Origin of the sequence: Prochlorococcus sp. MIT 1303, from assembly GCF_001631965.1 — a bacterium.
Taxonomy (GTDB): Bacteria; Cyanobacteriota; Cyanobacteriia; order PCC-6307; family Cyanobiaceae; genus Prochlorococcus; species Prochlorococcus marinus_D.
In genome coordinates this window covers 1-26060 of sequence record NZ_LVHK01000028.1, presented here as the reverse complement: position 1 = coordinate 26060, position 26060 = coordinate 1, and the positions used below count along the sequence as shown (strand labels likewise).

At 52.9% G+C, this 26060-nt stretch carries 31 protein-coding genes; 19 read left to right on the top strand and 12 right to left on the bottom strand.

Annotation, left to right across the window (positions count from 1 at the left end):
- Positions 1–82: 82 nt before the first annotated feature.
- Complete coding sequence (locus PMIT1303_RS01495; protein WP_231901206.1) at positions 83–577, bottom strand: thymidylate synthase; 495 nt, start codon at positions 575–577, stop codon at positions 83–85.
- Between the two features lie 29 nt (positions 578–606).
- Complete coding sequence (locus tag PMIT1303_RS01490) at positions 607–1260, bottom strand: 4'-phosphopantetheinyl transferase superfamily protein (RefSeq protein WP_063397232.1); 654 nt, start codon at positions 1258–1260, stop codon at positions 607–609.
- A 2-nt stretch (positions 1261–1262) separates the two neighbouring features.
- On the opposite strand from PMIT1303_RS01490, the gene bcp reads away from it, so the two are divergent.
- On the top strand, positions 1263–1730 hold the full coding sequence (bcp, locus tag PMIT1303_RS01485; protein ID WP_011824944.1) for a thioredoxin-dependent thiol peroxidase: 468 nt from the start codon (positions 1263–1265) through the stop codon (positions 1728–1730).
- Here bcp and PMIT1303_RS01480 read toward each other — a convergent pair.
- Positions 1708–2463 (bottom strand): type III pantothenate kinase, encoded by a 756-nt coding sequence (locus tag PMIT1303_RS01480; RefSeq protein WP_063397231.1) that lies wholly within the window; start codon positions 2461–2463, stop codon positions 1708–1710. The two genes, bcp and PMIT1303_RS01480, sit on opposite strands and share 23 nt — an antisense overlap.
- The gene (locus PMIT1303_RS01475) at positions 2421–3221 is read right to left on the bottom strand and encodes a phosphoadenylyl-sulfate reductase (RefSeq protein WP_063397230.1); all 801 of its coding nucleotides are present in this window, start codon (positions 3219–3221) and stop codon (positions 2421–2423) included. Before PMIT1303_RS01475 ends, PMIT1303_RS01480 begins: the two co-directional genes overlap by 43 nt.
- Positions 3222–3293: 72 nt before the next feature.
- Here PMIT1303_RS01475 and PMIT1303_RS01470 point away from each other — a divergent pair, with 72 nt between their 5' ends.
- From PMIT1303_RS01470 to PMIT1303_RS01445, 6 genes are all read left to right on the top strand, one after another.
- The gene (locus PMIT1303_RS01470) at positions 3294–4463 is read left to right on the top strand and encodes an NAD(P)/FAD-dependent oxidoreductase (RefSeq protein ID WP_063397229.1); all 1170 of its coding nucleotides are present in this window, start codon (positions 3294–3296) and stop codon (positions 4461–4463) included.
- Positions 4460–6136: a GTPase HflX gene (hflX, locus tag PMIT1303_RS01465; protein WP_063397228.1), complete on the top strand. Its 1677-nt coding sequence runs from the start codon at positions 4460–4462 to the stop codon at positions 6134–6136. The genes PMIT1303_RS01470 and hflX overlap by 4 nt, the downstream gene beginning before the upstream one ends.
- Before the next feature lie 2 nt (positions 6137–6138).
- A complete protein-coding gene (locus tag PMIT1303_RS01460) occupies positions 6139–7959 on the top strand; it encodes an SLC13 family permease (protein ID WP_063397227.1) in 1821 nt (606 codons plus the stop codon).
- A gap of 105 nt (positions 7960–8064) precedes the next feature.
- Positions 8065–9468, top strand: coding sequence for a TrkH family potassium uptake protein (locus PMIT1303_RS01455; protein WP_063397226.1), 1404 nt, complete (start codon positions 8065–8067; stop codon positions 9466–9468).
- 24 nt (positions 9469–9492) lie between these two features.
- A complete protein-coding gene (locus tag PMIT1303_RS01450; protein ID WP_063397225.1) occupies positions 9493–10197 on the top strand; it encodes a TrkA family potassium uptake protein in 705 nt (234 codons plus the stop codon).
- Between the two features lie 5 nt (positions 10198–10202).
- Positions 10203–11342 carry an anhydro-N-acetylmuramic acid kinase gene (locus PMIT1303_RS01445; RefSeq protein ID WP_063397224.1) on the top strand — a complete coding sequence of 380 codons (1140 nt, stop codon included), beginning with the start codon at positions 10203–10205 and terminating at the stop codon, positions 11340–11342.
- A gap of 42 nt (positions 11343–11384) precedes the next feature.
- On the opposite strand, the gene PMIT1303_RS01440 is transcribed toward PMIT1303_RS01445, so the two are convergent.
- Entirely contained in the window at positions 11385–11684 is a 300-nt protein-coding gene (locus PMIT1303_RS01440; protein WP_011130998.1) for a hypothetical protein, read from the bottom strand.
- Positions 11685–11892: 208 nt separating this feature from the next.
- Here PMIT1303_RS01440 and PMIT1303_RS01435 point away from each other — a divergent pair, with 208 nt between their 5' ends.
- Together PMIT1303_RS01435 and PMIT1303_RS01430 are read left to right on the top strand one after the other, a co-directional pair.
- A complete protein-coding gene (locus PMIT1303_RS01435; RefSeq protein WP_063397223.1) occupies positions 11893–12252 on the top strand; it encodes a hypothetical protein in 360 nt (119 codons plus the stop codon).
- 61 nt (positions 12253–12313) lie between these two features.
- Complete coding sequence (locus tag PMIT1303_RS01430; protein WP_011131000.1) at positions 12314–12544, top strand: hypothetical protein; 231 nt, start codon at positions 12314–12316, stop codon at positions 12542–12544.
- Here PMIT1303_RS01430 and PMIT1303_RS01425 read toward each other — a convergent pair.
- The gene (locus PMIT1303_RS01425) at positions 12522–12716 is read right to left on the bottom strand and encodes a hypothetical protein (RefSeq protein ID WP_063397222.1); all 195 of its coding nucleotides are present in this window, start codon (positions 12714–12716) and stop codon (positions 12522–12524) included. The genes PMIT1303_RS01430 and PMIT1303_RS01425 overlap by 23 nt on opposite strands.
- 79 nt (positions 12717–12795) lie before the next feature.
- Between PMIT1303_RS01425 and PMIT1303_RS01420 the strand changes: the two genes are divergently transcribed.
- Together PMIT1303_RS01420 and PMIT1303_RS12715 are read left to right on the top strand one after the other, a co-directional pair.
- Positions 12796–14520 carry an ABC-F family ATP-binding cassette domain-containing protein gene (locus tag PMIT1303_RS01420; RefSeq protein ID WP_063397221.1) on the top strand — a complete coding sequence of 575 codons (1725 nt, stop codon included), beginning with the start codon at positions 12796–12798 and terminating at the stop codon, positions 14518–14520.
- A gap of 116 nt (positions 14521–14636) precedes the next feature.
- A complete protein-coding gene (locus PMIT1303_RS12715; RefSeq protein WP_074159184.1) occupies positions 14637–14825 on the top strand; it encodes a hypothetical protein in 189 nt (62 codons plus the stop codon).
- Positions 14826–14948: 123 nt separating this feature from the next.
- Here the strand turns inward: PMIT1303_RS12715 and PMIT1303_RS01415 are convergent, their stop codons facing one another.
- Entirely contained in the window at positions 14949–16136 is a 1188-nt protein-coding gene (locus PMIT1303_RS01415; RefSeq protein WP_063397220.1) for a trypsin-like peptidase domain-containing protein, read from the bottom strand.
- A 14-nt stretch (positions 16137–16150) separates the two neighbouring features.
- Complete coding sequence (locus tag PMIT1303_RS01410) at positions 16151–16468, bottom strand: hypothetical protein (RefSeq protein WP_156486867.1); 318 nt, start codon at positions 16466–16468, stop codon at positions 16151–16153.
- Here PMIT1303_RS01410 and PMIT1303_RS01405 point away from each other — a divergent pair.
- The 7 genes from PMIT1303_RS01405 (at position 16467) to xseB (ending at position 21987) form a co-directional block, all read left to right on the top strand.
- Positions 16467–16742, top strand: a complete 276-nt coding sequence (locus PMIT1303_RS01405) for a DUF2973 domain-containing protein (protein ID WP_036911701.1) — start codon at positions 16467–16469, stop codon at positions 16740–16742. The two genes, PMIT1303_RS01410 and PMIT1303_RS01405, sit on opposite strands and share 2 nt — an antisense overlap.
- Before the next feature lie 57 nt (positions 16743–16799).
- Positions 16800–17183, top strand: coding sequence for a hypothetical protein (locus PMIT1303_RS01400; protein WP_036911765.1), 384 nt, complete (start codon positions 16800–16802; stop codon positions 17181–17183).
- A 212-nt stretch (positions 17184–17395) separates the two neighbouring features.
- Entirely contained in the window at positions 17396–19957 is a 2562-nt protein-coding gene (hrpB, locus tag PMIT1303_RS01395) for an ATP-dependent helicase HrpB (RefSeq protein ID WP_063397218.1), read from the top strand.
- Positions 19958–20062: 105 nt separating this feature from the next.
- Positions 20063–20209, top strand: coding sequence for a high light inducible protein (locus tag PMIT1303_RS01390; RefSeq protein WP_063397246.1), 147 nt, complete (start codon positions 20063–20065; stop codon positions 20207–20209).
- 116 nt (positions 20210–20325) lie between these two features.
- The gene (locus PMIT1303_RS13685) at positions 20326–20511 is read left to right on the top strand and encodes a hypothetical protein (RefSeq protein ID WP_041374662.1); all 186 of its coding nucleotides are present in this window, start codon (positions 20326–20328) and stop codon (positions 20509–20511) included.
- A complete protein-coding gene (gene xseA / locus PMIT1303_RS01380; protein ID WP_063397217.1) occupies positions 20501–21658 on the top strand; it encodes an exodeoxyribonuclease VII large subunit in 1158 nt (385 codons plus the stop codon). The genes PMIT1303_RS13685 and xseA overlap by 11 nt, the downstream gene beginning before the upstream one ends.
- Positions 21655–21987: an exodeoxyribonuclease VII small subunit gene (xseB, locus tag PMIT1303_RS01375; protein ID WP_063397216.1), complete on the top strand. Its 333-nt coding sequence runs from the start codon at positions 21655–21657 to the stop codon at positions 21985–21987. Before xseA ends, xseB begins: the two co-directional genes overlap by 4 nt.
- 1066 nt (positions 21988–23053) lie before the next feature.
- Here xseB and PMIT1303_RS01370 read toward each other — a convergent pair.
- Complete coding sequence (locus PMIT1303_RS01370) at positions 23054–23368, bottom strand: hypothetical protein (protein WP_063397215.1); 315 nt, start codon at positions 23366–23368, stop codon at positions 23054–23056.
- 470 nt (positions 23369–23838) lie between these two features.
- Here PMIT1303_RS01370 and PMIT1303_RS01365 point away from each other — a divergent pair, with 470 nt between their 5' ends.
- Positions 23839–24198 (top strand): DUF2834 domain-containing protein, encoded by a 360-nt coding sequence (locus tag PMIT1303_RS01365; RefSeq protein WP_041374659.1) that lies wholly within the window; start codon positions 23839–23841, stop codon positions 24196–24198.
- Positions 24199–24303: 105 nt separating this feature from the next.
- Here PMIT1303_RS01365 and PMIT1303_RS01360 read toward each other — a convergent pair whose 3' ends face one another.
- The 3 genes from PMIT1303_RS01360 to PMIT1303_RS01350 are packed head-to-tail and all read right to left on the bottom strand — an operon-like array spanning position 24304 to position 25903.
- A complete protein-coding gene (locus tag PMIT1303_RS01360) occupies positions 24304–24660 on the bottom strand; it encodes a hypothetical protein (RefSeq protein WP_063397214.1) in 357 nt (118 codons plus the stop codon).
- Position 24661: 1 nt separating this feature from the next.
- Positions 24662–24898, bottom strand: coding sequence for a hypothetical protein (locus tag PMIT1303_RS01355; protein ID WP_063397245.1), 237 nt, complete (start codon positions 24896–24898; stop codon positions 24662–24664).
- Between the two features lie 60 nt (positions 24899–24958).
- Positions 24959–25903 (bottom strand): YihY/virulence factor BrkB family protein, encoded by a 945-nt coding sequence (locus PMIT1303_RS01350; protein WP_063397213.1) that lies wholly within the window; start codon positions 25901–25903, stop codon positions 24959–24961.
- Positions 25904–26060: the final 157 nt, after the last annotated feature.

The window sequence follows — 26060 nt, the reverse complement described above, 5'->3', positions numbered from 1 at the left end:
GGCCTTGCCCCAAGGCTGAAAGATCGCGAATCTCCTCGTGCCCCAATAATCAAGAAGCCCAATCAAGTTGATGTCGCAATATTCAAATGTTTTTTAAAGGCAAAAATGCACTCCATCCATCTGGGCAACTACCCAAAAAGGGTTTCTTCAACCTGGAAACATTGCCTCTGCAATGAAGTCTCTCGAGCCTAGTGCCGCTGCTGTCACGACGAACAATGGCTAAATAGGCTTCCTCACCATGTTGAGGAGCCAGCCACAACATGGTGAGTTTTTTTGATCGTTGCACATGTGCGATGAGAGGTTCTCCGACAGTCAGGCCCAGCTCATCCAACGACGAGGCAAACTCACCCCAATAGAAACGTGTCATCTGAGCTCGGGTGAAAGACAACAACAACGCTTCGGCCTCGCTGCGCAGGTTGAGAGTGGCCTCCCGTTCCGCCAAGCGAGACGTCACATCTTCACCACTCGACCAAGTTCCAGAAACCATGAGCGCCTGCTCCTGATGCATCCCCAACAAACCCATCACTGCCAAAAGGACTGCGGCCACAAGCGATGGGGCTTTCTGTGAGCTCAGCATGCCGAGCATGAGCGTCTCAACAATGACCCTCAAACTAAGCAGAGCATTGGGGAATTAGACATCGCACTTAAATCACTCACCACCGCCATGCTCCAAATGTTGTGATGAATTCGATGAACATCGACCTGATGCCCCAATACCTCATGAACAGCAAACGCAGAGTCGACCCCACAACGCCAATGAATCAGATCCGCCGCCAGGCTGCCCCGCTGCCATTTAATCGCTGCTTCTTTACTTAGCCATTGCTCAAGCACGGCATCCCGCAAAGCCGCACCCCTCAAATGGCAGAGAGCTGCCTGATCGTCAGCACAGAAATAACGACGTGCAAGCAACTCAGCAGCAATAGGACGGTCACTACGCTCCAAATCCACCCCGACCCGTTGCGGCGACCAACCCACCAGCAGTGCATCTTGACAGTGACTGAAGCTGATGTATCCCCAACCATTTGCCAGCTCTGGAGGTTTGCCTGGAGGGGCCTGCAATGGAATCTCAAGTGCAGACACTTGCCACAGGTCAGCGAGGGCATCACGTACATAGCCACGAGATTGTCTGAACTGCCTTGATCTCCGCGCAGACAATCTCCCAGCCCATTGCTCCTCCTCCGTACTGATAGGCATCAAGGGAGCCTGCATCGGAAATAACCACAACGCCAGTACGCTTCGGCTATTGAGTTGAAGCGGCATCAATGACCCTGCAGATTGGTGATCCAGCACCAGATTTCAATCTCCCCAATCAAGACGGCACCCTCGTTCAGCTGGCATCACTAAGAGGTCAACGGGTTGTGATCTACTTCTATCCGAAGGACGACACCCCTGGCTGCACGAAGGAAGCCTGCAATTTCCGAGACCAATGGGAACGCTTCGAGGCCAATGACATCAAGGTGCTTGGTATCAGCAAAGACGGTGCTACATCCCACACCAAATTCATCAACAAGTATCAGATTCCTTTCACCCTTCTTAGCGACACGGAACCCTGCCCAGTGGCCAGCTCCTACGAAAGCTATGGGCTCAAAAAATTCATGGGACGCGAATACATGGGCATGATGCGCCATAGCTTTGTCGTAGATCCAAAGGGCAATCTGGAACTGATTTATCTAAAGGTGAAAGCCGCAACCATGGCCGATCAAATCCTCAAAGACTTGGGGCTCGACTAATCCGATCGTGCACGTCAACCATCCCCTCCAAGACAAGATTCGGATGATGCACCACATCAAGACCCCTCTGACTGAGTGCTTCCTTAAGAACCGAGGCATCACCTCCACATAACCAAAGCGGTAGTGCCGCCTCACGCTGAGCCTCTAGAAGAGTGCCAAGCAGTGCCTGGAGGCTGCCCCGACGCATGGCCTCGGCCGTTGCGAAAGGAAATGGTTCAGCACTAACTGAGCCAATGCCTGGATCAATCAGACCTTGGGTCCCCTGCGCCATGGCACGTAGCTGCAGACGTAAACCCGGCACCAACTGTCCACCAGCGAAATCACCAGCGGCCGTCACTCGCGTCAAGCTCAACACTGTGCCGGCATCGGCCACAAGCAGGCCTGAAGACGAAATCCCGCTGGTGTGAGCTCTTCTTAACGCACCCCAGGCCGCCAAAGCTCGATCAATGCCGAGCCATACAGGCATTCGGCTTAAGGGCACATCCCCCAACCCCAAGCGCAGGTTCGGATCCAAGACAACTCCAGCAGGGATCGGACCAACAGCAGCCCATGCCACAAGAGGGGCCTCAAGCGTTTGAAGCTTGAGCGGATTGGGAACGCTATGGCAAAACTGCCATGCATCAGCCTGATACTCGGCCCAATGCCAGCGACTGTTGCCAATCAACAGGCAATGCCTAACAACCTCCACCTTTAGATGCCTTCGCCCAACACACCTGGGAGATGAAGGCCGCATTCCTGCTTAAGACCTCCAAAGCGTGTCTCCCGTCCAGACGCCTCCCCCCCATCGGGAGCACTGGAATGCAAATCGCCGACCGTGGAGTAACCCTTTTCAAACAGAGGATGATGCGGCAACTGATGCTCCTGCATGTAATAGAAAACCTCCTTGGGAGTCCAGTCGAGTAAAGGCCTCAATGAAAGGCGATCACGAATCAGGTCCAAAAAAGCCATTGAGCGCCGATAGTCGGTCTGATCACTGCGCACCCCACTGGCCCAGCAATGCACATGGAGATCATCCAGAGCATGCTCGAGGGGCTCCACCTTGCGAATACGGTGATATGTCTCCAGATCCTTCACCGAGCCTGTCTCCCAGAGTCGGCCATAGATAGCCTCCATCCGAGCGGGAGACATTGGGCTTTGAACCACCTTTAAAGCCAACCCAAGCTGACGCGTGAGCTGATCGGCATAGAAATAGGTCTCAGCTGGTAGATAGCCCGTATCCACCCAGACCACAGGGACCACCGAACCACCATCAAGACCATGGAGCATATGCAGCAGAACAGCTGATTGAATGCCGAAGCTCGTTGTCAGAACAAAGCCTTGACCAAACTGCTTCAGTGCCCACTCAAGACGTTTCTGGGCAGAAAGTTTGGCAAGGTGTATCCGAGCATCCTCCAGAGGCATCTCGAGAAGCGAGGCAACCTGCACACTCGGAGATTGGCCTGCCGCATTAGACGTGGCAGTGGTCACCGTATCAATGGAGCCATCAGTCATCTCCCCATTCTCCAATGTCGCCGTCCACAACAGAGTGTTTAAGGTTCGAGAATCATCCCAGGCTCGTCGCGCATGATCCCCAACCCGTCAAACGCCAATGCCGTGGTGGTTGTCGGAGGCGGATTTGCAGGGCTAACGACCGCGCTCGCTCTCAGCCACTGCCAACCTCGCCCCCCCATCGTGCTGATTGAACCGCGCCAGCGGTTCATCTTTCTCCCCTTGCTTTACGAACTCTTGAGTGGAGAGCTTCAGGCTTGGGAAGTCGCACCTCCGTATCACTCTCTCCTCAGTCAACGCGGTATTGCCCTTCTCGAAGACCGGGTTGAAAGCATCGACACCAAAGCTAAAACGGTCTCCACCAGCTCAGGGCTCAAGCTCAACTACGCACAACTGGTACTCAGCACTGGCTCAGCTCCAACAGATTTCGACATTCCAGGGGTCCGTAAACACGCCCTGATGTTTCACCGTCTAAACGACGTTGAAGTGCTGCGACAACGAATTAAAGAACTTCAATTACGTAGAAATCCTCGTCAGGACCTTGTGATTGTTGGAGCGGGACCAACGGGCGTGGAACTGGCCTGCAAGCTGGCAGATCTCCTTGACGGTGCTGCTGAACTCCACCTCATTGAGCTTGGCGAAAGGGTTCTGCCCAGTGCGAAAGCCTTCAACCAAGAACAAGCCGAGCGAGCACTCAGCAAACGTGGTGTTCACGTTCATTTGCTCACGCAAGTTCGATCAATCTCGACAGACCAGGTTGAACTTCTAAGCAAACAAAAGGAACCTGCCATAAGTTCAGCAATAACGCACAGTGGTCTTGTTTGGACAGCCGGCACAAGACCAGTCATACCAGCACTCAGCCCCGACTTTGTCCTTACCGAAGCAAGACTGCCTATCGATTCGTGTCTACAAGTGATCGGACTCAGTGATGTACTTGGCCTTGGCGATGCCACTTACAACAAAGACCACTCCTGGCCATCCACAGCCCAGGTCGCACTTCAACAAGGGGAGATCGCGGCTCGAAACGTGATGGCACTACGAGCAAGCAGTCCTCTCCAGCCTTTTGAATTTAAGGATTTTGGCGAAATGCTCAGCCTGGGAGTAGGGGAAGCCTCCCTCACCGGCATGGGTTTCACACTCGCAGGTCCTCTGGCTTTCCAAATACGCCGGGGTGCCTATCTAACAAAACTACCTGGATTGTCTCTAGGCCTGCGCTCAGGCGGGGCCTGGTTGCTCGGACATTGAGACAAGCCCACCTAGCTGGCCGCACCAAGGGACTACGCCCTTCACAACAAAGACAATTAGAACGCCTCAGCCACCGCCGGCATCCCGAAAGGGAAGGCGCCGATCAGCTAACCCTGGAACGGCTAGCTGAACAGGTGATTGAGCTATGCCAACCACTCCATTTAGTGCTGGATAGCCGTGGATTGTGCCGCCTTCTTTGGGTCGGTCCTCTCGATGGATCCGACCAACTTCTCGCCCATCTTCCTGAATCACCCCGTCGCAAGACCGCTGGATGGCGCTTGATCAGCTGCTCTCTAACGCTTCAGCGAAACAACCTCAGGCCAGAACAACATGATGCAATCGTGGCACTCGATCTAGCACCAAACTCCTGGCTACGTTTTGCCCCCACAGCAGATCGAGGAGGTCGCAGGATTGCTGCCCTCTGGCAACCAGATCCAAAGGAGATATCGGGATGGAGCTTGATCGAAGCCAACGGACTAAGCGAGCTGTGCCAACACAGCCAAGGATCAACCGCCAAGCCAGAAGTCAACCCCGTACCGTCAAAGGACAGTAGGGAACGGGTCCTACTACTGACCCTTACGGGACCAGAGCAAAGCCGCAGCGAACGCGACCTTGCTGAGCTCGAGGGGTTGGTGCGCAGTGCAGGGGGGCATCCTGTAGCAGTTGTGCGACAAAAGCAGGGGGCTCCTAACCCTCAGACCCTCTGGGGCAAAGGGAAGCTACAAGAGACTGCCTTGGAAGTTCGGCGACATAGCGCTTCTCTAGTGATCACAGACCGTGAGCTCAGTCCTGTTCAAGTCAGGAATCTGGAGCGATATCTCGACTGCCCTGTCATGGATCGCAGTGAATTAATCCTAGACATCTTTGCCCAGCGCGCCTCTAGTGCAGCAGGCCGCCTTCAAGTGGAACTAGCCCAACTTCGCTATCGCATGCCAAGGCTGATGGGGCGAGGTCGCAGCCTATCCCGTCAGGGAGGTGGCATCGGCACACGCGGGCCCGGCGAGACCCAACTCGAGAAAGACCGGCGTGCGATTACACGACGCATCGAGCACTTGTTACGTGAGGTAAGGCAACTGCAAAACCATCGCGCCCGTCTCCGCAACCGCAGGGAAGGTCTGCCAAGGGTTGCACTCGTGGGTTATACAAATGCGGGGAAATCATCCCTACTCAATGCTCTCTGCAGTCGAAACGAGCACAGCAAAGTGCTGGCAGAGAACAAACTGTTTGCAACCTTGGATCCAACCACCCGACGATTGTTGATTCCTCAGACAGGTGGAAAACCCCTTGAGCTTCTAATCACAGACACTGTGGGCTTCATCCGTGAACTGCCAGCGCCATTAGTGGAAGCCTTTCGGGCCACTCTGGAGGAAACGCTTGAAGCCGATCTACTCCTAGTGGTTGTGGACTTGTCAGACACAGACTGGCAAGCCCAACTTGACACAGTGCAGCAGTTGCTTAATTCCCTTGGCGCCGAATCAATCCGGCAGGTGATAGCCAATCAAATTGATCGCTGTGATAGCAGTGCACTTGAGATAATCCGCAGCATCGACCCGAAGGTGATTTATCTCTCCGCGGCCTCAGGTGCCGGGCTGCAAGGACTCAAACACTGGCTGAAGGACCAATTCTGGGGTCACAGAGCAGAATCGGCCCCTCTGCATTCTGCAAATACCTAACTATGGCTGTGCTGAGCACCGCTATTCAAAACCCCCAAGCCCTCATCACCCTGGCGGTGTTGTTGCTGGCGGTGGTGCTCTTCATCAGCGGTGCCCTTGCACCTGAACTCACTGGCCTGCTGAGCATGGCACTGCTGATGGCCACAGGTGTCCTAACTCCCCAACAAGCCCTGGCTGGATTTGGCAGGCCTGCCCTGATTACGCTAATGGGCCTGTTCGCCGTCTCTGCAGCCTTATTCCGCAGTGGTGCTCTGGATCGCGTGCGCGAACTAATCGCATCCGAGCGCATTCGCAGCCCACGCCGGTTGATTGCCTTGTTAGGCCTAGTGGTCGCTCCCATTTCGAGTGTCCTCCCAAACACACCCGTCGTCGCCTCGTTGCTACCTGTCATCGAAGCCTGGTGTCATCGACGCCGGATCTCTCCGTCTAAAGTCCTGCTGCCACTATCATTCGCAGCGCTTTTCGGCAGCACACTCACACTGCTGGGGAGTTCAGTGAATCTGCTGGTCAGTGACATCAGCGAGCAACTGGGCAATGGATCTCTAGAACTGTTCAGCTTCACAGCCATCGGCGTGCCGATCTGGCTCGCCGGAACCACCTATCTCATGCTTGCCCCTCAGGCCCTGTTGCCAGACCGTGGCAGCAACAGCGATGAACTAGGAGACAACAAAGACCAGACCGGTTACTTCACAGAGGTCACCATCCCTCAGAACTCGCAACTGGTAGGACAATCCCTGCACAACAGTCGTTTACAACGTCGTTTTGATGTAGACGTGCTGGAACTGCAAAGAGGTCGAGAACGACTCCTACCGCCCCTGGCTGATCGCAGACTTGAACCTGGCGACCGACTGCTTCTCAGGGTCACCCGCGCAGACCTACTACGTCTCCAACAAGAACACAACGTACAGCTAGCAACCAGAGAGTCGATCGCTCCGTCCTCACTATTCCCATCTGGCCTAGGCGAAGGGCAAAGAACTGTGGAAGTCCTCCTACCGGCAGGCTCAACTTTGGCTGGTGCAAGTCTGCGTGAACTGCGATTTCGACAACGCCACAACGCCACAATTCTTGCTCTCAGGCGTGGTCAGCAAACAGTGCAAGAGCGTCTTGGACAAGCTGTACTACGCGAAGGCGATGTCTTGCTGCTGCAAGCCCCACTGGACTCCATTCGCGGCCTGCAAGCCAGCAATGATTTGCTGGTCCTTGATCAGCTGGAAAACGACCTGCCCACAGTGCGCCGCAAACCACTGACGATCGCCATTGCTTTGGCCATGCTGATCATGCCGACAGTGACTGCCCTGCCACTGGTGGCAGCGGTCCTCCTTGCTGCAGTCGCGATGGTGGCAGGAGGATGCCTTCGTCCAGGGGAACTTCAGCGATCAATTCGTCTCGATGTGATTCTGCTGCTGGGGTCGCTCTCCAGCTTCAGCGTGGCAATGCAGAAAACCGGCCTGGCAGATGCTCTGGCAAGCAGCTTTGAAACCTTGCTGAATGACTGGTCCAACTACTTAGCTTTACTAGTCATCTTTCTGGCCACCACGCTCCTCACCCAGGTGATGAGCCCAGCCGCATCCGTTGCACTACTTGTCCCAGTGGCCATCCAACTCGCACCTGGACTAGACCTTCTACCCAATGCACTGGTCTTCACCGTGCTATTTGGTGCAAGCCAGTCTTTTCTGACACCAATGGGGCATCAGACAAACCTGATGGTGTTCGGTCCTGGGCGTTATCGATTTCTGGATGTCACCCGTTACGGAGCTGGCCTAACGGCCCTGATGACCGTGATGATTCCTGGGCTGATCCTTTGGCATTTCGGCGGATCTTGAATACACCAGAACTGTGCCAGCATTTGCAGAATCTGGTTCTATCCGTCTGGGGAGAATCCTCAGGACAACCTTTAACTCTCGTCGCGATAAAGCGGGAACCCATCGGTGCCATTTCCTAAATCCGTCCATCGCACTCAGGATTTGTACCGTCGGCTAACGGTTCCTCAATTCACTGTGGTCACAGGTTTACTGGTGATCATCGCTGGGACTCTCATTCTCGCCACTCCGGTCTGCTCCAACGCCAAGGTGGGATTGTGGGAAGCATTGTTCACGGCGACCTCAGCAGTAACCGTGACTGGACTTTGCATTATTGATATCGGTCAAGATCTAACCAACGTCGGCCAGGGGGTTCTTGCAGCGATGATCCTTGCAGGTGGCCTTGGGCTGATGGCTATCACCACCTTCTTACAAGGTTTTGTGGTTCGCGGAACTGAACTGAGATGCAGGCTTGATCGAGGCAAAACCCTCGATGAATTCGGGGTTGGCGGCGTAGGCACGACGTTTCGAGGCATTGCCCTCACCGCAACAGTGCTGATCCTGATTGGCGCGATCGTGCTCTACATCTTTGGCTTCAATGACATCACCAACCATGGAGAGCGACTGTGGGCTGCACTTTTTCACAGCATCTCTGCCTACAACAACGCCGGCTTCGGCCTCTGGTCTGACAGCCTGGAGCACTACCGCAGCAATGCGGTAGTCAATAGCGTGATCATCGTCCTGATCGTTCTTGGTGGACTGGGATGGAGAGTCACCAGTGATCTCTGGAGCAATCGCAAACAGCTAACACGCCGCAACCTCAGCCTGCATACCCGTCTGGTCATTCGCACATCCCTGATCCTGATCCTGATCGGAACCGTGGGGCTAGTGATCACTGAATCACTAAGCCAAGACCACTTCCTCTCAAGCATCGGTTGGTCTGATCGACTGATGAGCTCGCTATTCGGCTCTATCAGTGCCAGAACCGCTGGATTTACCACCGTGAACCTCTCTCTCGAGAGCATTTCCGATTCAGGGCTACTTCTGCTAATGGCGCTGATGTTCATTGGAGCTAGTCCCGGAGGTACTGGCGGTGGCATCAAAACCACCACCCTGGCCGCCTTAATGGCCGCCACCCGTTCAACCCTGCGTGGCCAGGACGATGTCGTCATCCGTAATCGTCAGATTTCCGACAAGGTGGTCTTGAAAGCCGTCGGAATCACAGTGGCATCACTGCTTTTCGTGCTTGTGATGGCCTTATTACTGGGTATGTCCAGCAGCCTGAATGGAGAGCAAGCCTTCACCTTTCTAGAAATGTTATTCACATGCATTTCAGCCTTTGCCACTGTGGGGTTCGATGTTGGCGTCACCCAGAATTTGAGTCATTTCGGACAACTCGTTCTGATCGTCGGCATGTTTGTGGGACGACTCGGCATCCTTCTGCTACTCAGCGCAATCTGGGAAGCCGTCAACAAAGATCGGCTCCACCGTCAAAATCGCATCGGCTATCCGCGAGAAGATCTTTATGTCTGAACTTTGGTTTGCTGAGAAAACACAATGAAAGAGTGGTGGAACTGGTCACCCCAACAAGGCACCCCTCAGCTTGGCTTTGCGGTAGTGGGAGTAGGGCGCTTCGGGAGCGCCGTCTGTCGTGAACTCATGCAAAACGGTGCAGACGTGCTGGCGGTTGACCGTTCAGAACGGTCTATCGAAGAACTGCGACAACTGGAGCCGTCGATCGAAGCAAGAGTTGTGGACTGCACTGACGAGGAATCGATGCGAGAAGCAGGTGTGCTCGAAATGGGCACTGTTGTCGTGGGCATCAGCGAACCAATCGAAGCAAGCATCACAACCACGCTGATCGCCAAGGACAGCGAGGGCAGCAAAGTGCAACAGGTGATTGCCCGAGCCACCAGTGACCTACACGAAAAGATGTTGAAGCGGGTTGGCGCTGATCGGGTGGTGTTCCCCTCGAGGATGCAGGGGGAGCGGCTAGGTCTTGAATTAGTGCGGCCCAACCTGATGGAACGCTTGCAACTTGATGACCAAACCTGCATCGAAGAAATCAAGGTTCCCGATCTGTTTGTTGGACATTCCCTACGAGACCTCAACCTCCGCAAGAACTACCTGGTAAACGTTCTGGCAGCTGGCCCAACCAAGGGACTGCACGTCAACCCTCCCGCAACGTATGTGCTCGAAAAAGAGCATGTGCTTGTCGTCATGGGATTGGTTGACGACCTCAAGAAACTTCCCAAAACCTGACTTCAATGCGCGTACTGGGGCTGATGAGCGGCACCAGTGCTGATGGTGTTGATGCAGTACTCGCTGAGTTCAGTGGTTCACCATCTGAACCAAAATGGTCTCTACTCAATCTTGCCTGCATCCCCTACCCAGAGGATCTTCGCCAAACAGTTGTCAACGCAGGACAAGGCATCAGACTCAATAGCTGTGAATGGCTCGAGCTATCTGAGTCGATCACCGAGGTTCATGCTCAAGCAGCTCTGGCGTGTGACCCCAGCGCACAAGCTGAGCTCGTAGGTTCGCATGGTCAGACTGTTTGGCATCGTCCTCCTCAGAAGAATCATCGCGGCGCCAGCTGGCAAATCCTGCAAGCCCCTCTACTGGCTGAACTACTCAAGCGCCCTGTTGTTCACGACTTCCGAGCCGCAGACCTGGCACTAGGAGGCCAGGGAGCACCTTTGGTACCTATGGCTGATGCCGCACTGCTAGGTCGAGTAGGGGGCTGGCGTGGGGTGCTCAATCTTGGAGGGATTGCCAATCTCACCCTGATTCCTCCCCGCAGCGGTCCGGATCGCCTTGCTTCAGTTATGGGCTGGGATTGCGGCCCAGCCAACAGCCTGATAGATCTTGCTGTACAACAAATCAGCAAAGGCAAGCTTGCCCTTGATCATGATGGAATCATCGCTGCCAGTGGGCATCCGCATACGACCACGATCGAACGCTGGCTGAAGGAAGCCTTCTTCCAACTCCCTCCTCCCAAATCAACAGGCCGAGAGCAGTTTGGGCTTGCCGATCTAGAGCAGCGCCTAAAGGAACTCCCCAAGCTGTCGAGGGCCAATCGTGTCGCCACATTGACCGCTTTCAGCGCAGCCGTTGTGGCACAGGATCTGGATAATCTGCGCATTAGAAATCTGGTTCGTCCCCTGGAACTCATTGTTGCTGGTGGAGGAAGCCGAAATCCTGTGATGATGAACGAACTAAGACAACGCTGCCGTGGCATGCGACTCCGAAATAGCGATGAGCTTGGCCTCAGCGCTGAAGCCCGAGAAGGTCTTGCCTTTGCATTACTGGCCTGGTGGCATTGCCTCCAGCACCCAGGCAACGCCCCGGCCATAACAGGGGCCAAGCGTGCGGCAGTTCTTGGTGTGAGGGCTGATCCAGCCTGATTGGCCAAGCAGTTCTTTGAAGAACTACGAAGACCACCAAACTCAAGAGGGACGATAGAGGCGGAGACGGCGCGGAGCGCCTCTTAAACGCCTGGGCTGTTGAGCTTCAAGAGCCGATCGAAAGCCTTCTGTACTCGCTAACGATGGGGCTGAAACGACCGAACTCTGCTCCTGCTCGTAACGCTGAATACCCTGCTGAATAAGCACTTTGGCCATATTGCTAACGGTGCGGGACTCAAGCTCGGCAAGAGCTGTTAGGCGCACACAAAGCTCTTCAGGCAACACAACCTGGACTCTCGGAGACTTGGGCTTCCCACTGGATGAGGTTTGACGGGTAGCCACGACCCTAAAAAAGTAACTCTTACTTATAAGTGTACAGAGGTGTGCAAGGATAGTATCCAGCACTATGCTGAGACCACAGTTCGGAATGGTCTATTCCGATGACCCAGTTCAACAATTCCATGGCCCGTCGAAATACCCAATGCTTTTTCAGCCCTAAAGCTCAAGTACCAATCTCATTCGACTAACAACCAGACATCAGGATTGCCCCATGGACAAACCCACACTTCCAACTTCAACTCGCTTCAATCCAACTCAACAGGCCAACAGCCCTAGCCAATCCAACAGCCCTGTCAAGCCAAACAGCCGTATCAAATCAAGCAAGGGTCGGCGTTTAAGCCGAAGCCAAGAAAATAGCGACGTGCTGGTATCAGCTGTAATTAGCAGCTATCTGCTCACACATCTCCATCAAGTCTTGCAAAGGGCGGAATACGGCGCCGCTCAGGACGGACGCGAATACCAGGCCAAAAATTTCGCCCAACTGCGCAAAGTCCTCTGCATGGATGCCCGCAGCATGAAAGACGCATCAGCAACAGGCATGACAGAAGTTGATGTAGAGCAAGCAGCATGAACCAAGAATCAGGTCAAATCACTTCAGGCTGAATACAGTTGCAACAGACACTTCCCTTCTGATGAGCAGCAACGCTGCAGTGCTCTACGAACGTATTCAGAACGATCCCGAACACACCAAAGCCCTATTTCGCCAGGCACTCCAAGATCCTCAGGGAGCCTTGAAGGCAATCTGCGATCTAGGGCACAGCATGGGACTCCCTGTCACGCTTGACGAAGTAAAAGCGCACTTGGCCAGCCTCGATGACGCTGACACCAAGCAATGGCTCATCAAGGCCCGGGGGGGGCTTTAAGGCCAGGATCTAATTCACGCGAGCGACTTTCTTCTACTTGTGCGGGATTGACGTTTTGCATGCCTCGACGGTCGTAACCGCCACCCCCTGCCAAACTCCAAAAAAACCAATAACTAGGGATCGCCAGGCCAGCAGCAAGCACAACAGCAGTAATTTGTTCGAATTTCACCATGGCCGGTGATCCGGAATGGATATCCTCCAGTCTGCCCGTATACGAAGCGGGATGATGTTCTTGCGGTTGCTTTCCCTCGGTGCTGCGACTTGAGCACGTCAACAAGGTCTACCCCACGCATGAAGTCCTCAAGGATGTCACCTGGGAAATCAAGCCCGGAGACCGCATCGGACTGGTAGGAGTCAATGGTGCTGGCAAATCCACACAGCTCAAATTAATCGCGGGACTCGAAGAAGCCAGCAGTGGCCAGATTGTGCGCCAGGGGAACCCACGCATCGCCTACTTACAACAAGAATTTGATGTTGATCCCTGCCGCACAGTGCGAGAAGAGCTTTTTCAAGCCTTTGGCGAGGCCGCTGCCGTTGTCCATCAACAGCGACTAGTAGAAACATCCATGGCTACAAAGCGGGCTGCAGAAGACACTGTTTTTCTCGACAGCCTGATCAAGGACCTAAGCCGTTTACAGAATCGCTTTGAAGCCCTGCACGGCTATGAGCTTGAAGCTCGAATCGAAAAACTACTGCCAACACTCCACTTCACATCTGAGGGGGCCGATCAGCGGGTAGGGGACTATTCCGGAGGATGGCAAATGCGAATTGCTCTCGGCAAGATCCTTCTTCAAGATCCTGATCTGCTCCTGCTCGACGAGCCCACAAACCATCTGGACGTGGACACCATCAAATGGTTGGAGGACTATCTGATCAAACAGACCGCCGCCATGGTTGTGATCAGCCACGACCGGACGTTCCTCGATCGGATCTGTACCCAAATCGTGATTACTGAGAGAGGCGTTTCGCGCACATATCTCGGTAACTACACAGCACATCTTGAGCAGAAGGCACTCGAAGAGGAAGCAACTCAAGCTGCGTTTGAACGCCAGCAAAAAGATCTCGCCGCCCAACAGGCCTATGTCGATCGATTCAGGGCAAGTGCCACGCGAAGCACCCAAGCCAAAAGCCGAGAGAAACTGCTCGAGAAAGTAGAGCGAATCGAAGCTCCACTTAAGAGTGTCAGCGGCCCCAGCTTTCGATTCCCAGACGGTCCACGATCCGGCCGACAGGTGGCTGTGATCGAAGACCTCAGCCACAGCTACGGAGACAAGATTCTCTTCCTCGGCGCCCATCTGGAGGTGGAACCCGGCGATCGGATTGCTTTCATTGGTCCCAATGGCGCAGGCAAATCAACTCTGCTGCGTCTGATCATGGGTTTGGAATCTCCAGATGACGGCAAGGCCTACCTGGGAGAACACAACGTGATAGCTGGCTATTTCGAACAGAACCAAGCAGAAGCTCTGGACCTGCAGAAAACCGTCATCGACACAATGTTTGAAGCCGTCCCGGACTGGACCCAAACCCAGGTGCGCTCTCTACTCGGCAGTTTCTGCTTGAGTAATGATGCTGTTTTCAAAGACGTCGAGAATCTGAGTGGTGGTGAAAAAGCTCGATTAGCCCTGGCCCTAATGCTGGTCCAACCCTGCAATTTGCTTGTGCTAGATGAGCCAACCAACCACCTCGACATCCCTGCCAAGCAGATGCTGGAGGACGCACTGCAGGCGTACAAAGGCGCTGCCCTGCTGGTCTCTCATGATCGCTACTTCATTTCCCGTGTAGCCAATCGCATCGTGGAATTACGCGATGGAGAACTGATCCTTTACCGAGGCAACTACGCTTATTTCCAGGAAAAAAAAGCAGAGGAGCAAGCCGCAGCCGCTGCGGCAATGACCCTGGCAGCACAAGAAGTCAAACGCCTCGCCAATCGCGATCGCCAAAGAAAGCGTCAAGCCAGAAAAAAAGGCGCGGCTTAAACCCAAAATCTATCCGTTTGGCAAAAAAACTTTAAAGAAGGTTAGGCAGGAAGACTCATTTTCCTTTGAGTACAGCAAATATGTGCATAAGCTGACTTCACAGCTATGTGTACTTAATGACAAGCGTCCCTACCCAACGTGCCGAAGACCTTCATATCTCCACCTCGACTAGCGACGTAAACCATGAGCACGAGCAAACTTGGGATGCCGTTGAGACCTACTTCGAATGCATCACCACCTGCTCGCTGGATGACGGTGAATGCATCACCCGTTGCGTGGAGCAGTTACGAGACACTGACGACTAAATAGCTTCTAGCCCCAGCCGCAAAATGAGATTGCATCCCTACCCCGCTCATGGGCTGAAGATGTCTTAGATACTTTTGCAGAGCCTGAGACTGGTCTAGGCGGGAGTAGTGCACATCACAGGGTCAAGGTGCCTGCATCGCAGTCAACTCCACTGGTGTAACCGCCAGCTCAATCCGACTGTCGCCCCGGATTAATCCAAGAGTGATTGGTCGCCCAACTCCATGACGATCAATTGCGCTCACTACCTCAGCAGGCCCATCAATCGGTAACCCTTCAACCGAAACGATCACATCATCAACCTTCAAACCTGCACGCGCTGCAGGCCCACCAGGCACCACGGAACGAATCACAGCACCAGGAGAGTTGGCTTCCCCAGAACGGGCAGATGGCACCGGCGAGAGACCTACACCCACCATCGGATGACTGGCCCGTCCTCGCTCCACCAGCTGCTGGGCGATGGTCCTGGCCCGATTAATAGGAATAGCAAAACCCAGCCCAGCTCCTGGCCCAGAGCGAACGAGTGTATTGATACCCACCACATTGCCCTCAGAATTCAACAGCGGTCCTCCTGAGTTGCCTGGATTGATAGCAGCATCGGTCTGAATCAAATCCAACCGCTTTCCAGAGATCCCTAGCTGAGAGACGTTGCGGTTGAGGTTGCTGATGATCCCCAACGTCACCGTATTTTCAAGACCAAAGGGGTTGCCAACGGCTATGGCCCAATCCCCGACCCGAAGTTGGTCCGAGTCTCCCAATGGAGCTGTAGGCCAAGGCCCCGAGCCATCCAACTGCACTACAGCCAGATCCGTAATCTTGTCCTGACCAACCAGTCGCCCAGGCACCCTTCGACCATCTGGCAATCCCACCATCAGCTGATCGGTCTTCTCCACGACATGAGCATTGGTGAGAACCAATCCTTCCGCCGAAAAAATCACACCACTTCCCTGCCCTCGTTCTATCCGCGCGCGGGGAGCAACCCTGCCAGGCAAACCAAAGAAATGTTGGAACAGCGGGTCTGCTAATAGTCCCTTAGGCAGACCAGCCATGCCCATAGACCGGACCGTCCGACTCGTCTCAAGCGTCACCACAGCAGGGCCGCTGCGAGCCACGGCATCCGCTACAAACGACTGCCTGGATAAGGCTGTCGCGGCTGATGCCGCCTGCAGCGGTTGAGGGGAAAGGCTCGACAACACAGGCAGACAAACCAATCCAGTGCCAAGCAGAAGACCACCACGGAAAACCCTGCTCAAACCTGAAGATTGGCTGGATAACCGCAACTCTGCGGAGGATTCCTCAAGCAACGCAGACATTGGCCAAGAGACAATCAATTGATGACTTTGACCGTAGACAGAGCTCTCTCAAACAACAGTGTCAATCCTTGACAGAGCTGTGACCAAATACGCCTGAGCTCGTCTTCATGAAGCTTCATTCCCCCACGGAACAGCTCAACAAGCTCCAAACTGAATGAACTGTTGCAACAAATCCTGGGTGCTAACCAGCCCTTTGCCTGAGTTTCGTGAACTTTGAAAGGCCTGAGCTTTGCCAGAGCCTCGTGATTAGCACGATCATTCAAAGGCAAGCAATGATGAACGCAACGTGGCGACCACCCAATCGCCTTTATCGCAAACCATGAAGACGTCATGGAGAACTCCTTGTTCCCGATCCTTTACGGCGCTGCCTTCCTGATCCTGCTGTGGCAAGCCTTCCGCGTGATGGGGAAGGGTTTCGGCGCCGCCCAGCAACCAATACGTAGCCAACCAATTAGGAAGAACTCACAAGGTGATCGCACCGGTTTGGTGACCGTTCACCCTGAATTACTAGACCAGGAAGGCCGCCTCACAGAAGAAGAGCTCCTCACAGTTCGTTTCTCAGGAGACAACGAGCCACCCCAGTCAACAGAAACTCCTGCTGAATAAATTAGAAATCCAGTGTCAAAGGCCGGCACTGAATTGGACTCGATTGGGGAAGCCCTGGTGGATCAAAGAACGCGCATCGTGGCTGCAGTCATCAAAGCAGTGAAGTTGCCTCCGCGGTTTCGACTGCGGCTGGTCAAAGAAGATCCCGTTCGGCTTGAACTAAGCCTCACCCCTGCTTACGGCAAACAGCCGATCCAAGTGGGATTGGTGGAGTCTCTTGACCTGGTGGCTCGGCGCGACCGGGAAGGACGCATCCCTAGAGACTTGCAGGGAACATGGGATTGGACGGTCCGACACGGCGACGTAAGCACCGGGGGGTGGAATCCCTTTCTCAAGGAAGCACTACAAACCATGTTTGAAACAGGGCTACCAGCAATCGTTTACGAAGAACTCACAGGCGAGGACTATCACCCCGTTGACGGCACCCGCCACGTGCGCTGACTGTGAAGGATGTGAAGCCCTGCGAACTACCAGGGCTACAAACAGGGGCAAGGGGCTAGACCAGTACAGTTCCGGCTCTTAAGGTTTTCTTCATGAGCAGCCTGCAGCTTTCGACGGCGCCTTTAGTGAGGCTTCTCTTTGCAATAGGAGCCCTAAGCAGTCTGATGCTGCTAGCTCTTCTCAATCTGATCAGCTAACTCTTTCTTTGCAGCTTGGGAGATCTCCCGATCGACTCGCTGCTAACGCAGCTCTGCCACAGCCTTGCTGCAAGTGCCACAGTGCTGCTGCAAGCGCCACCAGGGGCAGGGAAAACCACCAGAGTTCCGCTTGCGCTTCTTGGTGCCCTTGATGGTCACACCCCTCTTCCAGGCCGAATCTGGATGCTGGAACCCCGACGATTAGCTGTCAAAGCAGCAGCCTCGCGACTAGCCGCAAGCTTGAAAGAGCCATTAGGGGAGCGCGTGGGCTTCGCTATACGACATGAACAACTGCGCTCAAAACGAACTCAATTAGAGGTCATTACAGACGGCTTGTTTCTACGTCGCCTTCAGAGTGATCCAAGCCTAAGCGGCATTGATTGCGTGATCTTTGATGAATTTCACGAACGACGGCGAGACAGCGACCTCGCCCTAGCCCTGTTGCTTGAAGCCCGACCGCTGCTCCATCCAGAGCTACGGCTTCTGCTCATGTCTGCAACTCTCAATCTTGGCGAATTACAAGATCGCCTACCAGAAGCAACCCTTCTACAGAGCGAGGGGAAAGCCTTCCCCGTCACCACCCATCATCAGACACCCCGCCCAGACGAACCGTTACCCCATCAGGTGATGCGGGCCATTAAGGCCCATGCCCTACCTCTCACCGAAGCAAGCGATCGCACCAGTTCACGCCCCACCGTGCTGGTGTTCCTGCCTGGACAACGTGAGATCAAACGCACCCAAGAACTACTGGCGGCTCAAGAAAGTCTTTCGCATTGGAATCTTGCCTATCTTCACGGGCAACAGCCTCTGCATGTGCAAGCGCGTGCATTGCTGGGGGCTGAATCGCCTTGGATAGGCAAGATCGTCTTAGCAAGTTCTATCGCGGAGAGCTCACTCACCCTCGAAGGGGTTCGACTGGTCATCGACAGCGGCCTGAGTCGGCAAAGTCGCTTTGACCCCAACACTGGCATGGAGGGGCTTGAGACAGTGCCATCCAGCCTGGCAAGCGCTAATCAACGCCAAGGGCGAGCCGGACGCCAAGGTCCAGGCCAATGCGTTCGACTTTGGTCGCTAGCAGAACAACTGCGCAAGCCCGAACATGCCCCTCCAGAAGTACTTGTTGCCGATCCAATGCCCGTGGTGCTTGAGCTCGCGGCCTGGGGCGCTGGCTTAGGAGAAACCCTGCCATGGATCGACCCCCCACCTCAATCAGCGTTGCAGAAGGGAAGGCAACAACTGATCAATCTGAACGCCCTCACCCATGACGGACGGATCACAACTCTAGGCCGCCATCTCTGCAAACTAGGCATACACCCCAGGCTAGGGATCCTGTTGCTCCAAGCCAAAGGATGGGGATGCGAAGCCCTGGGAGCCGAACTAGCCGCTTTACTTGGTGATCGAGATCCCCTCAACAGCCATCAGGTTGGCTCAGACCTGAGGACTCGTCTGGATTGGTTACGTCAGGACCAGCGAGACATTCATCGATCTGCCAGACAAGGCCATCTACAGATGCGCCGTCTCAGTCAAAGGCTGCTTGGTCAACTCAAGACCATTAGGCCAGACGATCAATACAGCAAACAAACAAATAAAGACCTCTCAGAACATGCCCTCGCTGCACAACTCATTGCCACAGCCTTCCCGGAATGGTTGGCCTTGGAACGACCAGGAAAAGCCGGACACTATCGATTGCGACAAGGACGCGGCGCCATTCTCCGCCAGCATGACCCTCTCAGATCTTCTCCTGCCCTAGCAGTTGCAAGGGTGGATCTTGGCCAGGCCAACACACTCATCCAGCTCGCAATCCCCCTCCCGATGCAATGGGTAGAGACGCTGAGCCAAACAGATGGGGAATGGAGTGAATCAGTGAGCTGGGATGAAAAAAGCTCGCGAATACGCGCAGAGCGACTGTTGAAGATCGGCGAACTACTAATCCAAAGGGAACGCCTGCCACAGCCCGAACCAGAACACTGCCGCAAGATCCTGCTCGATGTCTTGTGCCATCAGGGTCTAGGGCAACTCCCCTGGGGCCGTCGCAGCCAACAACTGCGTGCACGCCTGGAACTCGCCCACCGCCACCTAGGCACCCCCTGGCCACCTCGCGACCTTAAATTCCTTGGCCATCAGCCAAGTTCATGGCTCAATCAACCGCTGTTGGGTTGCCATAGCTTGGATGAGCTGGGTGAAGAAGGGCTAATAGAAGCTCTCTGGGGAGAGCTTCCCTGGGAGATGCGCCAGAAACTAGACATCCTGCTGCCAAACCAGCTAACCATTCCCTCTGGTCGGTCTGCTGTACTCAACTATGGCGATGGAGAGGTGAAATTATCGGTGAAGCTTCAAGAAATGTTTGGCTGCGAAGACGGTCCAAAACTGATCAATGGCAAGCTTCCCGTGACCCTTGAACTGCTCTCTCCAGCAAGGCGTACTCTGCAGCTCACAAAAGATCTAGCAGGCTTCTGGAGTGATAGCTATCAGGACGTGCGCCGCGAAATGCGCGGTCGCTACCCGAAGCATCCCTGGCCAGAGAACCCGCGAGAAGCCCAAGCAACCGCCCGCATCAAAAAGCGCATGGGCGGATGAGATGACTACAAGGGGGAAATTGCCTAAAAAATGGGAATCTATTGCCATGGAGACGGTCAAGCCATCTCCATGCTTTGTTACATTGATGAGAACTTGGAGTTACAAATGGCCGACAAAAATCAGCCCCGTTTCGGCTTCGTTAACTTCGCAGAAACCTGGAACGGCCGTCTAGCCATGATGGGCGTCGTCATCGGCCTCAGCACCGAACTTCTGACCGGCCAAAGCATTCTCTCTCAGATGGGCCTTGGCTGAATCTCATTGCAACCCTTCAAGCAGTAGCAGCCATATGAGGTGATCACTGTAAATCGACAAAGTTTGCGTAAAGCGCGCCCTGCAATAACGATGGGCCACAGTAGAGAAACGTTGGAGTGATTAACTTGCCCCCACTCTTCGTCAACAACCGACGCGATGGCGCAAGGCTGCTAAGCAGCGCCCTGGTGATTTTCACAATCGCATCCACCCAACTGGATCATGCCTGGGGGCAAGCTGTTGCTGCGCTTAGCGTCGTGATCTGCCTCTACTGGGGCATGGCCTACCGACGCCTTGACCGCTGAATCCCTTCCCAACTATTCAGTCCGCGATCTCAACGCGGCTATTGGCACTCTGCTGGAACGTGGCTTTGCACCTCGCTTTCTGGTGGAAGCGTCAGTCTCCAAGCCACAGATCAAAAAAGGGCATCTCTGGCTAACTCTGACTGACGGCAACGCAAGTATCACGGCAGTGGCTTGGGCTTCCAAGCTGCAGCAACTCACCTACAGGCCTGCAGAAGGGGATGGGGTAACGATTGTCGGCAAGCTCAACTTCTGGGCAACCCGAGCAAGCCTGGCCGTGCAGGTCATAGACCTGCGTCCGTCCCTATCGACGGTGTTACGTCAGTTCGAAATTGTGAAAGCCCTGCTACTGAAAGAGGGCATCATCGACGAATCGAAACGGAGAGCGTTACCAAAATATCCAGAGGTTGTAGCCATCTTGACCAGCGTGCCCAGTTCCGCCCTAGCAGACATGCTGCGTACAGCAAAAGAGCGCTGGCCTCTCACTCAATTGCTGATCATTCCAATTCCAGTCCAAGGTGGTGTAGCAAAACAAATCCAATCCGTTTTACGTTCTCTGGCTAATCAGCATGATGAGCTGAGGATTGCAGCGATCGTGCTGGCCAGAGGAGGTGGCAGTCGTGAAGACCTGATGGTGTTTGATGATGAAGACCTGTGCCGTGACCTGGCCAGTTTCCCAATACCGGTGGTGACTGGACTAGGGCATGAGGATGACCAAACAGTGGCTGATCTGGTTGCTGACCATAGAGCCGCGACGCCAACAGCAGCGATGGTGGCCCTGTTGCCCAGTCGGGAGTCAGCTCAAAATGTGCTGATCCAACGCCGTCATCGACTTAAAGACCACTGCAATTGGCTCATTCGCAAAGAACGTGAGCGGCTTGTAGATCGAGGCAAAGCGTTGGAGTGTCAACAACCGCTGAAACAGATAGAGCTTCAGCGCATTCACTTAAGCCAGAAGCATCAGCTGCTCCAAGCTCTATCACCAGAACTCTGGTTGATGCGCGGTTTTGCCATCGTGAAGAACAAGCAAGGCAAAACTCTGCGAAGCGTGGGTGATGTATCTCTGCTCGACAATTTGACCATCCAACTCAGTGATGGCCAGATCAATGCCACCGCAGAAGAAATTAATCAGCAAAGGCCCTCGACATGATAAAAGCCACTTCATCATCTGAGAAGACGCCGAGAGATTCCGGCTCTAAACAGCAAAAGCACGCCATCAATACTGCGCAATCAACGCTAGATAGCATGCTGAAAGAATGGCGCCAAGATGCGAAATCACTCAGCTACGAAGAATCTCTGCAAGCTCTCGATTTACTCCTTACTCAATTACAGAATGACAGCGTTCCTGTAGAAGATCTCCAAAGACACTACTTACAAGGGAAGGTCTACCTTGAGCACTGTGAATCACTGCTTAATACCGTCGAACAAAGCGTGCTGCAGCTCGACGCGAGCAACCTAAAGCCTAATTCAGACACATAATTCATCAGCAGTTTACACTTTAGGCAAGTCTTGAGTCCAAGTTTCTAGAGCCTAATGACCCAAAGAAATTACAAGTCTATTGCGATCTCTTAAGAATTTGACCTTATAAATTCCAGTCCATCCCCGACCCAATGGAGCTGATTCAACAGCCACAATATTACCCTTTGGAGCTATGCATCAAGCGATGCGAATAGTATGCCAGTGTCCTCTCTTATCTTTAAAGCAACTGATCCGTATAAAACCTGGGAGATCAGACTTAATGATGCATATTCCATGGCCTTTAGTATAGCAAGAGCCAGGAATAATCACCACCCAATCAAAAAAGCGAGGCTCAAGAACGAGTTCTCACGTGCTCGAGAAAACTAACATTTCCCCACAGGTCTTACGACTAGCTTAGTAAACTGATTCCGCAAATGATGTCTTGTGAGTAAAACCTAATACGGGAGCAAGCGACATGCGACCCACAATCAATCAACGCATCACCAATAAAGCCAAACAAAACCATATCATCAACTAGCAGCAATAGGCTATCTGATGGGTTTGTAGGCTTAAATTCAATCGCATTAGAAGCACCTATTGGAGCCCTAGAAAGTGAACATCGCGTATCAATGCTTACAATGCCTCAGTAAATCACTAATTGACTAGCCTGCAATTACTGAAGGCTGTCGTCAGAGACGGCCCGGAATAATTCGGAAATAAAAAACTATTATTAATACTTTGAAGAGGTAACAGTTACGCACTTAGCCATAAGCCAAGACATGATTCCTTAACAAGGCTAGTCACAATCACTGAAGCCAACTTCTAGCAATCGCCAATGAATCATGCTTCCCATTGCCTGGCATGATTGCTCATCTGTTCAAATCAGAAACGATCTAAATGCCTTGACGAGCACTAGAGACTATCACTCCAATGATGCTGTTTGCACCTAGCAAGGAACAGATTCTATCAAGAAAATCTTGCTCAAAATTATTTCACTCAAAAATTCTTAAATGTCAAAATCAATAGTACCTATAAAGTATCGCTACAATGGTTTCAGCCGAAGCAAATCAATGGGCATGGTTCTCAACTACATACTCCTGACATTTATCAGTTGGCCATTTGTAGCACTGGTAGCAGGTTGGTGCTGCCAACCATTATTTCCAAATAACAAGGCCTTCGACTTACAAAGAAATAGTGGCCGTACAACATTCGCCACCCGATCGCTCATCATCTCTGCTGTTCTCTCAGCAATTGCCTGCTTCATCGATTTACCACTCATCAGCCAGCCTTCAAGTTTAGGCCTGTAAAGAAACAACTTCATGCCTTTCGTTAACGACTGCTGAGAATCAAAGACAATTCGATCTCTGCTTTGATTGGCAACGCCATTTAAAAACATAATCATGAGGCAGCATTCGCTTTGAGTTTAGCCATCGAGAACAGACATCTGTAATCATTGAAAGTCATCTGTTTACGCTGAAAATTATGGGCCAAGAAAATCTTTCAGCCAAAATTCAACTAGAGAAATATGATCTAAATGCCAACTTCAATTCCATAAAGACAATTGACAAAAAGCATCTACCCTAACTTGATTGAAACTCCAAAATAACAAGCAGCTCTAACCACTTCAAAGCCATATATTGTTACCACTATTCGTTAAGGTGATGGCTGGTTATCTTAGGGCCATTATTCAAGCAAAGCAAAAAGGATATTTCCAAGACTTTGCCACTTGTTCTTCAGGCCCAGCGCATTGAACAGCAGTTCGCCTCTATGAAGACACTGGCGACACTCAGATCAGTAATCATACATATACAACTAATCAGTGGTTTCACATGGCTTCTTCACTAGCGTTGAGACTATCACCTCACGAGTGGCATGAAAGCACCAAATAGTTTGCTGCAATGGGTCTACTTGATCCTGGCAATCACTGGAGCAATCCTTCCTACACTAGCCAACATCGACTTTATGCAGCAATACGGTCCAGACTTTGATATCAGCTTATTTGTAGCACTATCGAATGCAAATCCTGCAGCACAATCTTTATCCCGAGATCTGATCATAGGTGCTAGTGCTATAACCATCTGGATCGTTGTAGAGAGTCGACGACTTCAAATGCGGCACCTATGGATCGTGCTTTTAAGTAGCATCACAATTGCCTTCGCATTTGCCGCACCATTATTTCTCTTCCTGCGTGAACGTCGGCTCCAAGAAATGGGAAATCATGCCGAGAACTAGAAATACACTGTTGATAGCTCTAATTTATTTTTTCAACCTCCTATTCAACAAAAGCCCGCTCCTAAATAGGAGCGGATAGACAAACTGATTAGTATTTAAAGATCATCAACCCTCTGAACCAGCATCTTCAGCCGTAATATCAATTGTGGCCGCACTAGCAGGGGTAGAAATCCCTCCATCATCTTTAAAATCACCTAACTCTGAAGTATCAGACAGCCCTGCACCACAGACAGGACACTGACCAGAGTTCCCAAAAGTGCGCACTCCACAAGCCTGACAAGTCACCATGCGGGACTGAAGAACACGCCAACCCAACCAACCAAAGCCAGCTAGCAAAAACGGTAAGACCAAAGCAACAAGCATTAACCCACCAGCGAGATCAAGCAAAATCCGCCCGGCTGCAGTGGGCAACAGCAAGATCAGCAGAAGGGCCAACCAAATCAGAGGAGAAGGCCTGGCCATTTCAACGTTGGAAGCGGGCATCCCGCTCCATCCAAGACTCCAAGGCTGCTAAGACTTCGATCAAAGCCCAGCCTCCAAAAAAGAGTCCGGCAACCAGGGCTACCACAAATCCGATCAGCAGCATTACAGGCACGGCCAAAAGAGTAAGACCTGTAATCAGCACAACCGCACCTATCGCCATACTCAATAGAGCCATGCCTGCAAAGGCCGGCGGCAACCGGGCAGAGCGTGCTCGCATCAGAGAAGGCACAACAATCAATTAAAAATCAATTTTATGCTGACTGAAGACGTTGTGAAATCAGCTTTTTAGCGGGTTCGGTTCTCCCCATTGATGCCGACTCCTACTGGCAAGAACCACGCTCCAGCACTGCCCAAAGTAAAGGATCACACCGACCATCCAAACCCAAAAGGTGAGCACCAGAACACCACCGATGAAGCCATAAGCCTGATAACGCGTGCCCAGCGAAAGAATGCTGCGGCTAACGACAAGGTTGAGGATCGTCAAAAGCGTACCAATCAAAAAAGACCCAGGCACAAGGGGTCGCAGTGGGACACGTCTACTAGGTAGCAAAGCCTGCAACAACAACGCCATCCCAGAGAGGCCAAGTAATGGCACAACGAACTGACCTACCTGAAGCACAGGCACTCGAGACAACAAAGCGGCAAGCCATGGTGTCGTGCTAATCAGCTCATCCCAAACAGCACCTGGGATCATGCGTACATTGACGCTGACCTGATCAACAACAACAAGCAGCCCGACCAGGATTACGACCACAAAAGCCTCAATTCGAGCACGCAGGAAGCGGGTTAGCTGAACAACAACTGGTGCAGGTGTTGAAGGCAGGGGCAACAGGTCTCGCCAAAGACGATCAGCACCACGCTGCAAAGTTAAATAGGCGTTACCAGCAGTCACCATCAGAAACACAGCTCCGAGCAATCCTGCACCAAAGCCTTGCTTGACAAGTTTGACCAATGTTGATTCCACCAAACCAACAACAGAAGGTGGGAGAACCTGCGCAGTAAAGTCAACAATTTGCTGATCAAGACCATGCTGACGGCCAAGAAACCAAGAGGCCACAGACAGCGAGATCAACAGAATTGGGAAAAATGACTGCAACGTGTAATAAGCAAAAGCAGCACTAAGATCTACACAATCACAACGCATCCAGCGAAGGTAAGCCCGCCACAAACTTGCGACCAACCATCTAGCCCAACGTTTCCAACGAAGCTCCACGCTTGACATTCATCTACTGCTAATAACGCTAGCGCCAGCCAATCAAAGAGCTCTGGTGTCTATTTGATTATCTTCTTTAAAAATCACACTGACTTGCACATCAAAAAAGCCACCCGCAGGGGTGGCTTTTTCTTGGTAAATCAACAACTCTTTCGCAAGATTGATG

What these genes read in the sequence shown, in the direction of transcription:
- PMIT1303_RS01495 (WP_231901206.1), bottom strand. Translation starts at nt 577, where the DNA reads ATGCTGAGCTCACAGAAAGCCCCATCGCTTGTGGCCGCAGTCCTTTTG.
- PMIT1303_RS01490 (WP_063397232.1), bottom strand. Translation starts at nt 1,260, where the DNA reads ATGCCGCTTCAACTCAATAGCCGAAGCGTACTGGCGTTGTGGTTATTT.
- bcp (WP_011824944.1), top strand. Translation starts at nt 1,263, where the DNA reads ATGACCCTGCAGATTGGTGATCCAGCACCAGATTTCAATCTCCCCAAT.
- PMIT1303_RS01480 (WP_063397231.1), bottom strand. Translation starts at nt 2,463, where the DNA reads ATGCGGCCTTCATCTCCCAGGTGTGTTGGGCGAAGGCATCTAAAGGTG.
- PMIT1303_RS01475 (WP_063397230.1), bottom strand. Translation starts at nt 3,221, where the DNA reads ATGACTGATGGCTCCATTGATACGGTGACCACTGCCACGTCTAATGCG.
- PMIT1303_RS01470 (WP_063397229.1), top strand. Translation starts at nt 3,294, where the DNA reads ATGATCCCCAACCCGTCAAACGCCAATGCCGTGGTGGTTGTCGGAGGC.
- PMIT1303_RS01460 (WP_063397227.1), top strand. Translation starts at nt 6,139, where the DNA reads ATGGCTGTGCTGAGCACCGCTATTCAAAACCCCCAAGCCCTCATCACC.
- PMIT1303_RS01450 (WP_063397225.1), top strand. Translation starts at nt 9,493, where the DNA reads ATGAAAGAGTGGTGGAACTGGTCACCCCAACAAGGCACCCCTCAGCTT.
- PMIT1303_RS01445 (WP_063397224.1), top strand. Translation starts at nt 10,203, where the DNA reads ATGCGCGTACTGGGGCTGATGAGCGGCACCAGTGCTGATGGTGTTGAT.
- PMIT1303_RS01435 (WP_063397223.1), top strand. Translation starts at nt 11,893, where the DNA reads ATGGACAAACCCACACTTCCAACTTCAACTCGCTTCAATCCAACTCAA.
- PMIT1303_RS01430 (WP_011131000.1), top strand. Translation starts at nt 12,314, where the DNA reads ATGAGCAGCAACGCTGCAGTGCTCTACGAACGTATTCAGAACGATCCC.
- PMIT1303_RS01425 (WP_063397222.1), bottom strand. Translation starts at nt 12,716, where the DNA reads ATGGTGAAATTCGAACAAATTACTGCTGTTGTGCTTGCTGCTGGCCTG.
- PMIT1303_RS12715 (WP_074159184.1), top strand. Translation starts at nt 14,637, where the DNA reads ATGACAAGCGTCCCTACCCAACGTGCCGAAGACCTTCATATCTCCACC.
- PMIT1303_RS01415 (WP_063397220.1), bottom strand. Translation starts at nt 16,136, where the DNA reads ATGTCTGCGTTGCTTGAGGAATCCTCCGCAGAGTTGCGGTTATCCAGC.
- PMIT1303_RS01405 (WP_036911701.1), top strand. Translation starts at nt 16,467, where the DNA reads ATGGAGAACTCCTTGTTCCCGATCCTTTACGGCGCTGCCTTCCTGATC.
- PMIT1303_RS01410 (WP_156486867.1), bottom strand. Translation starts at nt 16,468, where the DNA reads ATGACGTCTTCATGGTTTGCGATAAAGGCGATTGGGTGGTCGCCACGT.
- PMIT1303_RS01390 (WP_063397246.1), top strand. Translation starts at nt 20,063, where the DNA reads ATGGCCGACAAAAATCAGCCCCGTTTCGGCTTCGTTAACTTCGCAGAA.
- xseB (WP_063397216.1), top strand. Translation starts at nt 21,655, where the DNA reads ATGATAAAAGCCACTTCATCATCTGAGAAGACGCCGAGAGATTCCGGC.
- PMIT1303_RS01370 (WP_063397215.1), bottom strand. Translation starts at nt 23,368, where the DNA reads ATGATTATGTTTTTAAATGGCGTTGCCAATCAAAGCAGAGATCGAATT.
- PMIT1303_RS01365 (WP_041374659.1), top strand. Translation starts at nt 23,839, where the DNA reads ATGAAAGCACCAAATAGTTTGCTGCAATGGGTCTACTTGATCCTGGCA.
- PMIT1303_RS01360 (WP_063397214.1), bottom strand. Translation starts at nt 24,660, where the DNA reads ATGGCCAGGCCTTCTCCTCTGATTTGGTTGGCCCTTCTGCTGATCTTG.
- PMIT1303_RS01355 (WP_063397245.1), bottom strand. Translation starts at nt 24,898, where the DNA reads ATGCGAGCACGCTCTGCCCGGTTGCCGCCGGCCTTTGCAGGCATGGCT.
- PMIT1303_RS01350 (WP_063397213.1), bottom strand. Translation starts at nt 25,903, where the DNA reads ATGTCAAGCGTGGAGCTTCGTTGGAAACGTTGGGCTAGATGGTTGGTC.